At 40.7% G+C, this 13,116-nt stretch carries 19 protein-coding genes; 18 read left to right on the top strand and 1 reads right to left on the bottom strand.

The window, feature by feature from the left end:
• Position 1 precedes the first annotated feature (1 nt).
• The 15 genes from NOM90_RS11820 to NOM90_RS11750 all read left to right on the top strand — a co-directional run bounded on the left by NOM90_RS11820 (position 2) and on the right by NOM90_RS11750 (position 8,821).
• Entirely contained in the window at positions 2–529 is a 528-nt protein-coding gene (locus NOM90_RS11820; protein ID WP_255942185.1) for a hypothetical protein, read from the top strand.
• Positions 530–571: 42 nt separating this feature from the next.
• Positions 572–886: a hypothetical protein gene (locus NOM90_RS11815; RefSeq protein ID WP_255942184.1), complete on the top strand. Its 315-nt coding sequence runs from the start codon at positions 572–574 to the stop codon at positions 884–886.
• A 324-nt stretch (positions 887–1,210) separates the two neighbouring features.
• Positions 1,211–2,422 carry a polymorphic toxin-type HINT domain-containing protein gene (locus NOM90_RS11810; protein WP_255942440.1) on the top strand — a complete coding sequence of 404 codons (1,212 nt, stop codon included), beginning with the start codon at positions 1,211–1,213 and terminating at the stop codon, positions 2,420–2,422.
• A gap of 17 nt (positions 2,423–2,439) precedes the next feature.
• Positions 2,440–2,796, top strand: a complete 357-nt coding sequence (locus NOM90_RS11805) for a hypothetical protein (protein ID WP_255942183.1) — start codon at positions 2,440–2,442, stop codon at positions 2,794–2,796.
• A gap of 412 nt (positions 2,797–3,208) precedes the next feature.
• On the top strand, positions 3,209–3,448 hold the full coding sequence (locus tag NOM90_RS11800) for a hypothetical protein (protein ID WP_255942182.1): 240 nt from the start codon (positions 3,209–3,211) through the stop codon (positions 3,446–3,448).
• A 28-nt stretch (positions 3,449–3,476) separates the two neighbouring features.
• Complete coding sequence (locus NOM90_RS11795; RefSeq protein ID WP_255942181.1) at positions 3,477–3,911, top strand: thioredoxin domain-containing protein; 435 nt, start codon at positions 3,477–3,479, stop codon at positions 3,909–3,911.
• 113 nt (positions 3,912–4,024) lie between these two features.
• Positions 4,025–4,420 carry a hypothetical protein gene (locus NOM90_RS11790; RefSeq protein WP_255942180.1) on the top strand — a complete coding sequence of 132 codons (396 nt, stop codon included), beginning with the start codon at positions 4,025–4,027 and terminating at the stop codon, positions 4,418–4,420.
• Between the two features lie 98 nt (positions 4,421–4,518).
• On the top strand, positions 4,519–5,127 hold the full coding sequence (locus NOM90_RS11785; RefSeq protein WP_255942179.1) for a hypothetical protein: 609 nt from the start codon (positions 4,519–4,521) through the stop codon (positions 5,125–5,127).
• Between the two features lie 210 nt (positions 5,128–5,337).
• Complete coding sequence (locus tag NOM90_RS11780; protein ID WP_255942178.1) at positions 5,338–5,679, top strand: hypothetical protein; 342 nt, start codon at positions 5,338–5,340, stop codon at positions 5,677–5,679.
• A 176-nt stretch (positions 5,680–5,855) separates the two neighbouring features.
• A complete protein-coding gene (locus NOM90_RS11775) occupies positions 5,856–6,071 on the top strand; it encodes a hypothetical protein (RefSeq protein WP_255942177.1) in 216 nt (71 codons plus the stop codon).
• 181 nt (positions 6,072–6,252) lie between these two features.
• Positions 6,253–6,588, top strand: coding sequence for a hypothetical protein (locus NOM90_RS11770; RefSeq protein ID WP_255942176.1), 336 nt, complete (start codon positions 6,253–6,255; stop codon positions 6,586–6,588).
• A 597-nt stretch (positions 6,589–7,185) separates the two neighbouring features.
• Complete coding sequence (locus tag NOM90_RS11765) at positions 7,186–7,443, top strand: hypothetical protein (RefSeq protein ID WP_255942175.1); 258 nt, start codon at positions 7,186–7,188, stop codon at positions 7,441–7,443.
• Between the two features lie 60 nt (positions 7,444–7,503).
• Positions 7,504–7,860: a hypothetical protein gene (locus NOM90_RS11760; protein WP_255942174.1), complete on the top strand. Its 357-nt coding sequence runs from the start codon at positions 7,504–7,506 to the stop codon at positions 7,858–7,860.
• A 51-nt stretch (positions 7,861–7,911) separates the two neighbouring features.
• Positions 7,912–8,415, top strand: a complete 504-nt coding sequence (locus tag NOM90_RS11755) for a DUF2247 family protein (protein ID WP_255942173.1) — start codon at positions 7,912–7,914, stop codon at positions 8,413–8,415.
• Positions 8,416–8,437: 22 nt separating this feature from the next.
• Entirely contained in the window at positions 8,438–8,821 is a 384-nt protein-coding gene (locus tag NOM90_RS11750; protein ID WP_255942172.1) for a hypothetical protein, read from the top strand.
• Positions 8,822–8,927: 106 nt separating this feature from the next.
• On the opposite strand, the gene NOM90_RS11745 is transcribed toward NOM90_RS11750, so the two are convergent.
• Positions 8,928–9,275 (bottom strand): winged helix-turn-helix transcriptional regulator, encoded by a 348-nt coding sequence (locus NOM90_RS11745; RefSeq protein ID WP_255942171.1) that lies wholly within the window; start codon positions 9,273–9,275, stop codon positions 8,928–8,930.
• Between the two features lie 107 nt (positions 9,276–9,382).
• On the opposite strand from NOM90_RS11745, the gene NOM90_RS11740 reads away from it, so the two are divergent.
• The 3 genes from NOM90_RS11740 to NOM90_RS11730 all read left to right on the top strand — a co-directional run bounded on the left by NOM90_RS11740 (position 9,383) and on the right by NOM90_RS11730 (position 13,103).
• Entirely contained in the window at positions 9,383–10,300 is a 918-nt protein-coding gene (locus NOM90_RS11740; RefSeq protein WP_255942170.1) for an arginase family protein, read from the top strand.
• 132 nt (positions 10,301–10,432) lie between these two features.
• On the top strand, positions 10,433–11,284 hold the full coding sequence (locus NOM90_RS11735) for a MerR family transcriptional regulator (RefSeq protein ID WP_370866606.1): 852 nt from the start codon (positions 10,433–10,435) through the stop codon (positions 11,282–11,284).
• A complete protein-coding gene (locus NOM90_RS11730; protein ID WP_255942169.1) occupies positions 11,274–13,103 on the top strand; it encodes an ABC transporter ATP-binding protein in 1,830 nt (609 codons plus the stop codon). The genes NOM90_RS11735 and NOM90_RS11730 overlap by 11 nt, the downstream gene beginning before the upstream one ends.
• Positions 13,104–13,116: the final 13 nt, after the last annotated feature.

Below are 13,116 nucleotides of genomic sequence, written 5' to 3'. Positions count from 1 at the left end.
AATGGAATTTAGTTATCGGGTTACTAAATATGATCCTGCAAACAGAAATAAAGTAGGTCATTACAAACAAGAGGAATGGACATCAGTAAACGATATAGGCACAAAATATGGGGAGGATTTTTTTAAGATTGAAGAGTATTTAAAGGTAGAAAAAGCGTATGTAAATGCGATCGAGAATTTCATGAAGGATGGAGAAATTCCTTATTTAAAAGTAGCTTCATTGAACAAGTGGACCAGAATGCTTAAGAAGGGAAAACTAAAACGTTATTACTCGAAAATAATGAAAAAAAATTTTTCGAAAATAAGGGAAGGAGATCTTTTTTATCTTGATGAAATTAAATCGATAGTACCCTTAATATTGAGACAAAATTTATGGTGTAAACTAGAATTCCAAAACCAATTTTTTGTTCACTTTGGCTACGATTACTACATGTATATTGGTACTTATAAAGAATATAGTTCGGACATTTGTACAAGTGATGATGTTGATATCTATATCGAGCCTTATATTTCTCCTTACCTTGATTAATAAAATTTTAACGTTTTCTCTTGGTTTTAGGAGGAGAATAAAATGTTCACCATTCTTTTGCAAGCAGAAAACTATGAAGTGATTGAAGAATTGTCTTCCATTGAAGGAGATGAAGAGTATTTGATCCAGGAGGTGGACAGTGAAAAATTCCCTTTGCTCAGTGGGTTATCTACTACTGAATACTTGCCAGTCATAAGTGAATGGATGCCTTATTTGATGAGAGAACTGGATTTTTTAATTGATCAAGTGCAAGATATTCGATCTTTAGAGCATTTAAAAAAAATTAAAGAGTTAGCTAAGAAATGTAAAGAGTTAGAAGGAAGCTTCTTGTTTATCACTCCTTTTGAGTTGGACTGAATGAAGAAAAGACAATGAAGGCATTAGCCTTCATTGTCTTTGTTTAATTTTGCATATGTAATGGATCGTCTTTTTATCATTGTAAGTAAAAGCATGAAGTCATATGTTTATATCAAGCAAAGCTTAATGAAACCTAGATAAACGACGAAGACTCATTATCATCATGAAGCTGCAGGTATTATAACCGAAGGTACGGTAGCGGCAGACGGAACTGTAACCTTCAAAGCTCGTTATGTACGTGGCGCCTAACTGATTTACCGCGAAGACGCGAATCACGAAAAAGCATATTATCAGCACAACGGTCACGGTGACGTTACGGGATTGGTGAAAGCTGACGGTACCGTACTCAACCGCTATACGTACGATATCTGGGGCAATCCACTGACATCGGATGTCCAAGTCGAGAATGTATTCGGCTACTCCAGCGAGTATTGGGATGGAGATACCGGTCTGCAATACCTGAGAAGTCGTTGGTACGATCCGAGTATCGGACGGTTTATTCAGGAGGATACGTTCGAAGGATATGTGAATCGTCCGAGCAGTCTGAATCCGTATACGTATGTGGAGAATAATCCGCTGAAATTCGTAGACCCGAATGGTTACGCACCTCAATGGTTGAAAAATACGTGGAGCGCAGTGAAGACGGGCGCGAAAGAAGCTGCGGACTTCCTTGTGATCGACGATATCAAGACGTTAACAAGTTCTCAGTCTTCGACAATTGACAAAGTCATTGCGGGAGCCAGCCTGCTTCCGGTAGGTAAAGTGCTTCAAGGCGGTAAACTGTTTGTTAAAGTCGCCCAGAAAGGAAGCAAAGCTTCGAGTGCGGCGAAAGCAACCAGAGCGGTTAATAAAGCCTGCAACTGCTTTACGGCAGAGACGAAAGTCAAGACCGACCAAGGCGAGAAAAACATCGAAGATGTACAGATCGGTGATAAAGTCTTATCGAAAGACGAAAATACCGACGAAGTCACTTACAAACAAGTGACCGCGATCTTCAATCACGAAACGGACGAGATCTACAGCATTCATGTCGGCGGTCAGGTCATCGAATCGACGTACAATCATCCGTTCTGGGTTGTAGGCAAAGGCTGGGTATTTGTTAAAGACCTGAAGACAGGCGATTTGTTGGAGCAAAGCGACGGGAAGACATTAGAAGTCGGAAACATCGAAGTCCAGCAGCGTCAGACGACAGTTTACAACATGACGGTGGAAGGGTTCCATACGTATTTTGTGAGCGGGTTGGGGATTTGGGTTCATAATGATAGTTGTGAGGTTTCAATTTCTAAATCAGCAGCAAGAGCCGCTAAGAAGCTTTCACCCGAGGGTCAGAAAGGATATAATTCTGCTATTGAAAAGCTGAAAAATGGAGAATCAACAGGTCTTAACTTGCATTCACTGAAAGGTCCTCGTGCTGGACAATGGGCAGCTGATATTAAAGGCACAGGTCCGGGTCGAGGTGATAAAAGGTTGATTTATACTAAAGACTCTGAAGGGAACATAAACGTTTTAGAAATTACCGATCATAAGGGCTATTAAATTTTAAAGGAGAAAATATGATATTTAGACACGTAATGTTAGAAGTATACTGTAGTAAATTTGATCAAGAGGGTAAAACAGATAAAGAATGTACGAATAAGCAAGGTGATCCTGGGTATCAATGTTTATCGGAAAATTGCCCAAATGTTAGTTATACCTATGCTAATCACGAGATTGCATATGTCGGTGAGCTTGGTGAAACATCTGATTCGCGATCTTTTATTGGATTCGGTGGTGATATGGTTCCAGATGATGCCAATGAAAATGAAGAAAAAGAATTAAAAGGAATATGGGAGGAGATTTGTAGACAGAAAATTCAAGAAGCTTACGATGAATACATGTTAAGATTAAAGAGTAAAAAGAGAAAAATGTAGAATAAAGGCTAAGAATTTTAATTTAAAATGAATTGTATTGCTTAAAGTTTTTTGGAAAATCATAAAAAGCTTCTTCTTCGATAATTATTGAAGAAGAAGCTTTTTATGATTTTTTGAAAAAGAAGGCGAAAGTATATAATATTCACCAAAGTAATTGTGAGAAACCTATACAACTTTTTTAACTTTAATAAAAAGTATTTCTAAATGATCCAAACTTCAAAGGAGAAAAGTAACATATTCGATATTATTTTTTAGTCAAGCAATTTTCGATAGTCGTACGTGCATATGCTGTTCTTTCTTTTTATGATGTAGCCGCTGCCTTAGCAATAAAGAAAAATGAAATGATATCTATTTTAGAAAAGGTTTAGCGAATGAAAAGTCAGATTACGTTTGTTACGAATATTACCGTGTAATGTATGAATTAGAAGAAAAACAATACTTAAATAAATTATTTGAAGGACGTTATGAGAGGACGTATACCTCAAGGTGCGCGGTCAGCGGTAAATTACTTCATATCGTAAATCAAGAAAATGCTGAAGAAATCAAAAATTTCACGATAGATTGGCTGAAAGAAGAAAAGAAAAGATCGGTACGTTTAATATTGGAAGAACTTTTAGAGAAATGTGAAAAATTAATAGCAGCATCGCAGTAATTGATAAATATACGGATGCTACAGTTGCATGGGTACCAAGCAGCAGGTACAACTTTTGGAAAAGACCTTGTTGAAAATCAACGTAGCGTTGCTTTTTAGCGAACCTGCACCTTCAAAAGACTTGGATCAGGTAGAGCATTTGCTTCAAGAATTGGTTGTTCCTGATGATCAGGTGATACACGAATGGAAAGAAATCGGTTTTAAATTGGTACATAAAAATCCAAAACAAGCGAAAGAGCTGCTGAGTTTTCTAGACTCGATAGCTGTGCACTATCAAGATGAAGCAATCATTCCTAAGACGCTTACATTTTATCTTTACGATGTAGTTATCGATTTTATGAATAAAGACAACATTGTCGAAGGAATGTCTATGCCAACAGATGGTGAAAGAGCAGATTTTCAACTGTTTGTTGATATTTGTGAAAAGTTAAGAAGTGTTTTTGCTTCTTCTAAGAAGTCCTGAATTTTTAAGTGATTCAAGAGGGTATCATTAGGCAAAAGGTCTATCTAAAGATAGTGGTAATTAACCTTAAAAGGTTTATACAAGAAATCAAAATTTTGTAGGAGTGAGGTTACTTGTACGTTAATGAAAAGGAAGCTAAACAATTAAAGAATTTAGAGTTCAAAAGAAGTTTTTATGTGGATGAAGTTGCTCCTTTTGATATGTATTCTTATCAAGGCCAGGAGTGGTGCTTAGGTGGTAGGATTGTACCAGAAGGAAACATTTTGGCAGAAGGTAATATTTATACAGAAGGCGAATGGCGTCCTAATATTTATGATCTAATGTATTGGCTAGAGAACCGTAACTATCAGTTTTCCTTATCTTATAATCATAAAAGTCTGGGTTATCTTATCGAAATATTTGATGAGAAGGAAGGAGTCGTTAAAGCTAAAGGTGCGGATCCGATCAACGCGCTTTGCAAGATAGTAATTAAATTACTTGAAAGTGAAAATGAGAATGATAAAAATTGAAATTCGTCTCATCCATACTATAATTTAGCGTTAGGTTATACAAAGAAAGATGCTGAAATTAGTGTAATGAAGTGCGTCAATAGGGAGGTGATAGTGGGGTGGGTACCCAGCAGCAGGTAGAACTTTTGGAAAATACCTTAGTTGAAATCAACGTAGCGTTGCGATTCAACGAACCTGTATCTTCAAAAGATTTGAATCAGATAACGTCTTTACTTCAAGAGTTGGTTGTTCCTCACGATCGAGTGGCTAAAAAAATATCGTACCTTTGTTGTTCAACCCTTATTAATTTTCAAAATGTTCAAGCTGATGTTCCTTCAGATGAAAAGCTTAATCGAGTGCAACATCAATTGAAGCTATTTCAACGGGTATTGCTAAGTTCATTTGAATCTACTAAAGATCCAGAAGACGAAGTGAAAAAAATCAACAATTTTATAAATACAAATTTTGAATCAATCTATAAAAATCCTAAACAAGCGAAAAAGCTATTGAGTTTTCTAGATTTTATTTCTTTACAATACAAAGATGAAAGAACAATTCCTAAGACGATTACATTTTATCTTTACCATTTACTTATACGTTTTATGAACGAAGAAGAAATTGTTGAACTTATGTCTACGATGCCGGACGGCGAGAGGTCCGATCTTAAATTCTTTTTTAAGGTTTGCAATAAGATAGAGAATATTTTTGTGTTTTCCAAAGAATCCTAAATTTTTTGAGTATGAGTTAATTATCGGATTAGAAATTCAACTTAATCTGTACCTTGAATGGCATAGTGCCCTTCGAGGTTTTTTTCTTTTTAATAGCAAGATTCGAATACGGCACATTTATCTTATAAGAAAGAGATAAGAAAATCAGGGAATACAATTAAAAAGTAGAAATCAGATAAATCATATTTTCAAAAAAGAAGGGAAGATAGAATGAGTAATGAATGGTTTGAACTATTTTCGCAAAAGATAAATTATAAATTAGATTCTGGTTTAGATATTGAAATGAAAGATTTTCTCGGAGAGATCGATAATTTGAAGAGCTTTGTTATCTATACCGAAAATTCTAAGTACTTTATTGACATAGAAGTAAAAAAGTATACCGCTATGGACGTAAACGTTATGTTTCATGATATTTTAAAATACTTGGAATACCAAGGTATGACGTTTTATACAAACAATAAGTCTGAAAATTCAATAGAATATAACGTAATTTCTGCAATCGATGTCGAAAACGGCTTTTATTTAAAATTGAATTTTAAAAAAGCTTTATAAAATATACTTGATGAAATATGGGAAGAGATTCAGATGGATATATCTATAGAAGCGGTAGTCGGAGTCCCGGGTTCCTGGAGGGATCTACAAGAACTCGGTGAACGGATTGCTTTAGAGATGAACGTTACAAACTTATGGGGAAGCTGCTTCTTGATACCGAGAGCGGGCAAAGTCATATGGTAGAGATTTATGAGCATGATTCTGAACTTGCGGCAGCATTCCAATATGCGGGTTCTTTTACACTCGAAGAGTTAGAAGTCATTGAATCTCATCAAACAACGGTATATTTGCTCGCCCCAGTAGGACAATTCAATCAAGTACAGACATTCAATAGAGCAGTAGGCGTATTGCTTCGGGCTAGCGGAATAGCAGTCAAAGTCGAATCGTCTTGAATTACGCATAAGGCACAAGATTGGATGGGATTTACCGAACAGCACCGGATAAGCCGGTCTTTCAAATTTCGCATGAGGTCTGTGAAACATATGCCGAGGATGATCTGTTTTTCAATCCATTTGGATATTTGAGGTTGAACCCGAAGTCCACCACTCGCTAAAGTGCTGAAAGAGGTGTGAGATGCTTTTGATTGAGGCAGAGATATACTTTGACACGTTATCTGAGAACCCTAATGCTTTAAAAAAAGATTTAGAAACCAGACATATCCTCAGAGCGTCATTCAATTTAGGGAACGATCAGTTATTCTCGGGAGATATTTTGGCAGCGGAAACGGAAAAGGTCATTTATAGAGGCAAGAGCTATAACGCTTTTATTAAATTATTTACGGAAGAAGAAGCATATACAAACATTAGCTATCTTATTCAGATAGGAAATTCTTTTTTTATTCAAACGCCTTCTAAGGTTGTTGGAAGAGGAACGATTATAGATTATGTGTACGAGGAATGTATCAAATGATCCATTCTAAGAGTTAAAAATCCTCTGCAAAAACATATAGAATTGCACCGTGTAGAGAAATAAATGTGAGCATGACTAAAGAAAACTTTAAAAGATATGCTGCTATTTCCAAAGAATTTTTAAAGTGAATCCGAATTTAAAGAGATCAGCAAAAATGCTTGATGTTCACGACAATGAAATCATTTCTTACGAAGTGGATCCTACGAGCAGCAACGCTTCGGTTGAGAACTTTAGACCATAGCCGAGGTTCGGTAATCACTACTATCCAATTCGTTGACGTTCTGGCTCATAGATTCGAAACAGCGCTCTCTGGCAGCATTATTCTTAGTATTACCACATCGCCAGTTGACCTCTTTTTGGAACAGAACAAAGTGCTTTTAGAAGAACAAAAAAGTATTCATGGCCTATGGATTATGAGAATTTGGAAGATTTTCGTGAACATCTGATTGATAAAAAGTATAACTATTACGAGATTTTAGCTTCTTATGGTCTGGACGGTTGGATAGTTGCGAAAGAATACCATGTTTTTAATTGAACAATAGTTTTGAATAGAACTTTAAGCTTATTTGAGGATTCATCGCAAAAGGAGAATTAAGAATGTCGATAGAAGCTTTTTTAACCCAGATCATTTTGCTATTGAGAACCTATCGATCTTCTCTTGAACATTTGTGGAGCAACAGCCCGACTAAAAAGCTTCTAGCATTCATCTTTGAAATAGATATTAAACGATTTGCTGTAGCCTCTACCGGGCATGATTTTATTGGATTGTTCGATAAATTATTAAATATAGATCGTTTGAATGAAGATTGTGTTCCAGCAGACATCGAAATGTTATCCGAAAAGGGATATATTTGATCGATTTTCACGCATTTGAATTCGGCGATGAAGTAAGTTCTATAAGAAGGAGACGGTCAAATGGATATGGCTTTAAGTGTGTTTTCTAAGTGTAGTACGCTTGAACAATCAAAGGAAATTGCAAATGAAGTACTGTCAGGTATTCAGGAGGATGTTATTTTTTCTAAAATTCAAGAGAATGAGGAATATTGGAAAATTGATGGGTGGTTTGTAGTTCGTTGTTATATTAAGTGTAAAGATGAGATGAATGAAAAAAGTGTTCGAAGTATTACTAGTAAAATTTCGGACAAATGGGAGTGGGCACCACATGGTTTTAATGCTACGGCAGATGTTAGACCACCTTTAAGTTCAAAATTCAAGCATTCTTCTATTCGCTTTTGTAGTGTCATTTTTGAAGATGAAATGGATAGAGGATAAAAACCGCGAGTCGTTGGGAAGTGATTTGGGAGTGTTAGGAGTAATACAAATATGAATACTTTAAATATTAAGATCCCTTACGACGATCTCAAAACTTATGTCGATGTAGATTGGAATCTGCTTTTTTTTGGATTCGAGAAAGGGTTTGTTGAAAAAGAAGCGGTCGTACAACATTCTTATAGCTTAATCGAAAAAGAAGCTAACCCCTCACCGCTATTACTGGATTTAGCTTGGGAAAAAGATGAACATTCCATATATGAATATTTACTAAAACTTGCAGATCCATATTCAACAGATAACGATAAAAACCATAAAGAAAAATTTTTGTTTCTGGTACTGAATCGGGTCTTTGAAAATCGTGACCAATATGCTGACCCGCTTGAACTGGTTGAGATAGTGTATGCAGATTTTGATTATCCGGAAGAGGTATCTACTTTTGTGAGGTATATGCCTGCGCAATTTCCGCTTCACAATTCTCAAGAAGAAAATATAAATCGGTTATATGAGAATTGGGAAAAGTTTTTGCTTGAAAAAATAGACCAGCAGAGTAGATGAAGAAGAAATCGAGGAAAAAATCATGAAAATCCTTTTTAAAAGTATAGCGATTTTAGGTTTTTTGACTTTGATCGGAATGATTTTAGGTTTCACAGCGAATTTTCAAAAACAAATAGATTTAGTCGACACGGTACGTCTTTTTGCGATCGGAATTCCTTTGCTGCTGTTATCTATTTTCTCTTTGCATTTAGGCTTCTCTAATAAAGCGTCGATTCATAATTGGGTTAAAATCCTTGTCGCTCTTTTATCCGTCGTTATGCTAGGGGTTACTTTACATACGCTTTTTCGCATTCCCCAAGAAGGTTGGCTAAAAGAATCGGTTACGGCAGATACATACTATTTGTCTACAACAGACGAGCTGCCTTTTCCTATCGAATATTTCGAGATCGACATCGCACATAATTAAGCTAATCCAATAAAAAAGTAAGCCAATTCATCCCCGATCGCTTTCTCCCCAAAAAGCCGGATCGTCCACACCGACGATCCGGCTTCTCCTTTTACAAACTTCTCCATCAATTCTCACTCGGCTGATACTCCGCTCCCCATTCGCACATGCCTTCCATCAACGGCATCAGCTTTTCTGCTTTTGCAGTCAATCGATACTCGACCTTCGGAGGGATTTGCGGGTATTCTTTGCGGTCGATCATGCCGTCGGCTTCGAGTTCTTTGAGCTGTGTGCTTAGCGTTTTATACGTAATCGCGCCGATCTGGCGCTTCAGGTCGTTGAACCGAACAGGAGGATTTTCCGCTAACAGATACAGAATCACCATCTTCCATTTACCGCCGACAATCGACAGCGTATAGCCAAAAGGGGTGTCTTGAATCTGCTTCACTTTGCCTTTGTAGGCTTCCATACTCATACGGGGCACTATCCTTTCTGACAGTATCTATCTTGAAAGTGCGTACTGTTTTTTCGCTTGCGTCTATTTTATAGTAACGGTAATTCGGAAGCAAAGGAGACTCAATCATGAACAAAACAAACACATTACGCGTCCTTATGCCACAGTGGCAAGGCGGAGACAACCCTAATTATTCGTTCGGTGCCGAACTGTTATCTTGGCTTGCGCCTGCTAACGATCAGCCTTTGGTGCGTGTTCCGGTTCGCGGTTACGACGGCACCGCACTTGAAAACGAGAACGGCATATATGGTCGTACCGCTTTACTGGAACAATTGGACGCGGCAGATCATCTGATTCGTGCGCATCAACCGGATCGGGTCGTGATGTTTGGCGGGGATTGCCTGGTCGAACAAGCGCCTTTTGCTTATTTGAACGAACGTTACGGCGGAAAAATGGGACTGATCTGGATCGACGCGCATAGCGATCTGGTGCAGATCGACGGCTATGACCGCGGGCATACGTTGCCGCTTGGCAATCTGCTTGGGGAAGGCGATCCTGAATTTGCCCAGCGAGTGAAAAGCCCATTGAAGCCCGAAAATGTTTTTATCGCCGGATTGTCTGAACCTACCGCAGAAGAAGGCGCAGCCATCGTCGAAGTTTTTGAACGTTTAGGAATTTCAATGAAAGAAACCGATGCGGCGATGATTCAGCGACTCGGCATTCGTACCGCGAGCGCGCAAGAAACAGCAGCCGGAACCCATTCTATTCGCACATGGATTAGGGAACAAGACATCGAACATCTCGCGATTCATGTCGATCTGGACGTACTGGATCCTGAGGAATTCCGTTCGCTCCTTTTTAACAAGCCCAATGAACCGTACAACTATTCGCCGCCGGGAAGATTGAAGTTTGCGCGTCTTGCGGAGCTGCTCCGTGAATTGTCGGAAGAAACGAATGTAGTCGGATTAGGCTTTACCGAGCATATGCCGTGGGACGATATCCATTTGAAAAACTTGCTAGGGGATTTGCCGATTTTGCAAGATTGAGCCGCAACCAACCCTAAGAAGAGATCCATCGCAAAGTACGCTCGCACGTCTTCAAGACGATGTGGGCGTATTTTTTTGCGAAATCCTAAATTTACGACTTGCCCCTAACGTAACGTCAACCCCTATACTGAAATCAGCAGTCAAAAGGAGGCGTTACTTATCCCTAGCGAGACGTACAGTATTGGCACATTTGCCAAGTTAACCGGAGTCACCGAGCGTACTTTGCGTTTTTACCATACGAAAAAGTTACTGGTTCCGTCATGCTACAACGAGCAAGGGCATCGGCTGTACACGGTGCAAGATTTGATAAAGTTGCAACAGATTTTGACGCTCAAATTTCTGGATTATCCGTTAGAGCGCATTGCGGAAGAACTGCAAGCCCAAGGCGACGATCTTCGAGATTCGCTGGAACGTCAACGAAAGCTATTGCGACAAAAGCGGGATCAACTTGACCAGATGCTCCGCACACTCGATCATACGCTGGAGACTTCCAAGCCAGACGACGATTTGGAGAACGATACGTTACTGCTGACGATGTACTCCATGTCGACCGAAGAACAGCAGCGGCAATGGTTAGAGGAATATCTTCCGGCTTCGCTGTTAGAACGGTTTTGGCCTGTGGGCGAAGGGTCGAGCAGATGGCGAGCGATCGAGCGCGAATCGATCCAATGGATTTCAAGGCTCAAAAAGCTGATGCGAGAAGGCTATCTGCCGGAAGACGAAGAAGTGAAAAGGTTTGTCCAAGAGTTGTTCGCACGGATCAGCGGCGTGATGTCGAATCTGAACCCGCCGTTGAACGAAGCGGAGAACCAGGCATTGGAGCAAGTATCCAAACTCGATTTTTCGCAAATGTTCCGATTCCCGGTCACGTTTACGTTGAAAGAAGAAGTCTATATCGAACGCATGTGGGATCATATTTTGGATGAAGAAAACGAATCAATCGGCGGCGAACATTCTGCCCAAGGAGAATCTAATGGAGACTAACCCTATATCGACTGCGTCGACCCCAAGCTGGAGCGCTTTTTGGAAATTGGTCGTGCAATATATGCCAAAAGGCTGGTTACTGACCGCAGCGGTGGTACTCGGATTGCTCGAAACCGTATTTACGCTGGCGATTCCGCTACTCACAAGTCGATTGGTCGACGGATTTTCGCTCGAAAATTTAACCGGAAGTACGATCGCATGGCTCGCTATTGCCTTCGTCGCCCAAGCAGTCATGTCTGGATTTGCGATGTATACGATGTCGTATGTCGGGCAATTTATCGTCTCGGGACTACGGCGTGACCTGTGGCGGCGCGTATTGAAATTACCGATTTCTTTTTTCGATCGCAGCGCGTCCGGTGAAACAATGAGCCGGATTACGAACGATACGAATATTGTAAAAGACTTTATTACCGGGCAAGTGATTTCGTTTCTATCCGGCATCGTCGCGATTGTCGGTTCGGTCGTGATCTTGCTGACGATTGATTGGAAAATGACACTGTTTGCGCTGCTCGCCATTCCGGCTGCGATGTTATTGCTATGGCCTGTCGGTCGCAGGATGTACGCGATCTCGCGCGATACCCAGCAAGAAGTGGCGGAGTTTCAAGGCGATCTAGGTCGCGTATTGTCCGATATTCGTCTGGTGAAAGCGTCGCTTGCCGAGCCGCTCGAACGCACGCAAGGAGAAAAACGGATTTCGGGGCTGTTCCGGTTCGGTCTACGCGAAGCGCGGATTCAAGCAATCGTATCGCCGCTCATGATGACCGTGATGTTGCTCGTATTAGTTGCTTTGATCGGTTACGGCGGAGCGCAGGTCGCGCGCGGCGTGTTAACGGCAGGGTCGCTCGTCGCGATCATTTTGTATATGTTCCAGATTGTCGTTCCGTTCACGCAGCTTGCGACCTTTTTCACTCAATTCCAAAAAGCGTTAGGAGCGACCGAGAGACTGCGCGAAATTATGGATTTACCTTCCGAAGATTTGTCAGAAGGGGCCGAACCCGAACCGGGATCGTCGCCAACTTCTGCTACGCCTACTCGAATCTCTACGCAGCAACGGTTGGTTTTCGATAACGTCAGTTTTGGATATTCGGCGGATAAGCCTATTTTACAAAACTTGAATTTTATCGCCGAAGCGGGTCAGACGACTGCTTTTGTCGGGCCGAGCGGTGCAGGTAAAACGACGATCTTTTCGCTGATCGAACGCTTTTACGATCCGAACGAAGGACGCTTGATCTATGGGTCGGAAGAAGCTACGGCGATTCCGATTCGAGACTGGCGCAGCCGAATTGCTTACGTATCGCAAGAAAGCCCGGTCATGGCTGGCAGTATCCGAGATAATCTGACGTACGGATTGTCCGATGTGAGCGATGCGGCGATTGAAGAAGCGGTACGTTTGGCGAATCTGTCAGAGTTTATATTGTCTTTGCCTCAAGGACTGGAGACCGAAGCGGGCGAACGCGGCGTCAAACTTTCCGGGGGTCAACGCCAACGTCTGGCTATCGCCAGAGCCATTTTGCGCGACCCGGATATTTTGCTGCTGGATGAAGCGACCGCGCATTTGGACAGTGCTTCCGAAGCGTTAGTGCAAGAAGCGCTCGATACGCTGATGCAAGGAAGAACGACGCTAGTCATTGCCCATCGGTTGTCTACCGTACGCGGAGCCGATCAGTTGATCGTGATTGAAAAAGGTACGGCGACCGGGCAAGGGACTCATGCGGAATTGTTGGAATCCCATTCGTTTTACCGCAAATTAGTACAGCGGCAGTTCGAATCTTTTGACCCAATAGACGCCAAAGAATCGGAACAAACGCCTGTAAAATAGTCCGAGACGCCGT

The sequence above is a fragment of the Saccharibacillus sp. JS10 genome, assembly GCF_024436065.1.
In the GTDB taxonomy this organism is placed as follows: Bacteria; Bacillota; Bacilli; order Paenibacillales; family Paenibacillaceae; genus Saccharibacillus.
The sequence above is the reverse complement of the archived record's forward strand: the minus strand, read 5'-3'. Positions and strand labels throughout refer to the sequence as shown.

Excerpts from the sequence above, each read along its gene's own strand:
- NOM90_RS11820 (WP_255942185.1), top strand. The coding sequence starts at position 2 with ATGGAATTTAGTTATCGGGTTACTAAATATGATCCTGCAAACAGAAAT.
- NOM90_RS11815 (WP_255942184.1), top strand. The coding sequence starts at position 572 with ATGTTCACCATTCTTTTGCAAGCAGAAAACTATGAAGTGATTGAAGAA.
- NOM90_RS11805 (WP_255942183.1), top strand. The coding sequence starts at position 2,440 with ATGATATTTAGACACGTAATGTTAGAAGTATACTGTAGTAAATTTGAT.
- NOM90_RS11800 (WP_255942182.1), top strand. The coding sequence starts at position 3,209 with ATGTATGAATTAGAAGAAAAACAATACTTAAATAAATTATTTGAAGGA.
- NOM90_RS11795 (WP_255942181.1), top strand. The coding sequence starts at position 3,477 with ATGGGTACCAAGCAGCAGGTACAACTTTTGGAAAAGACCTTGTTGAAA.
- NOM90_RS11780 (WP_255942178.1), top strand. The coding sequence starts at position 5,338 with ATGAGTAATGAATGGTTTGAACTATTTTCGCAAAAGATAAATTATAAA.
- NOM90_RS11775 (WP_255942177.1), top strand. The coding sequence starts at position 5,856 with ATGGTAGAGATTTATGAGCATGATTCTGAACTTGCGGCAGCATTCCAA.
- NOM90_RS11770 (WP_255942176.1), top strand. The coding sequence starts at position 6,253 with ATGCTTTTGATTGAGGCAGAGATATACTTTGACACGTTATCTGAGAAC.
- NOM90_RS11765 (WP_255942175.1), top strand. The coding sequence starts at position 7,186 with ATGTCGATAGAAGCTTTTTTAACCCAGATCATTTTGCTATTGAGAACC.
- NOM90_RS11760 (WP_255942174.1), top strand. The coding sequence starts at position 7,504 with ATGGATATGGCTTTAAGTGTGTTTTCTAAGTGTAGTACGCTTGAACAA.
- NOM90_RS11755 (WP_255942173.1), top strand. The coding sequence starts at position 7,912 with ATGAATACTTTAAATATTAAGATCCCTTACGACGATCTCAAAACTTAT.
- NOM90_RS11750 (WP_255942172.1), top strand. The coding sequence starts at position 8,438 with ATGAAAATCCTTTTTAAAAGTATAGCGATTTTAGGTTTTTTGACTTTG.
- NOM90_RS11745 (WP_255942171.1), bottom strand. The coding sequence starts at position 9,275 with ATGAGTATGGAAGCCTACAAAGGCAAAGTGAAGCAGATTCAAGACACC.
- NOM90_RS11740 (WP_255942170.1), top strand. The coding sequence starts at position 9,383 with ATGAACAAAACAAACACATTACGCGTCCTTATGCCACAGTGGCAAGGC.
- NOM90_RS11730 (WP_255942169.1), top strand. The coding sequence starts at position 11,274 with ATGGAGACTAACCCTATATCGACTGCGTCGACCCCAAGCTGGAGCGCT.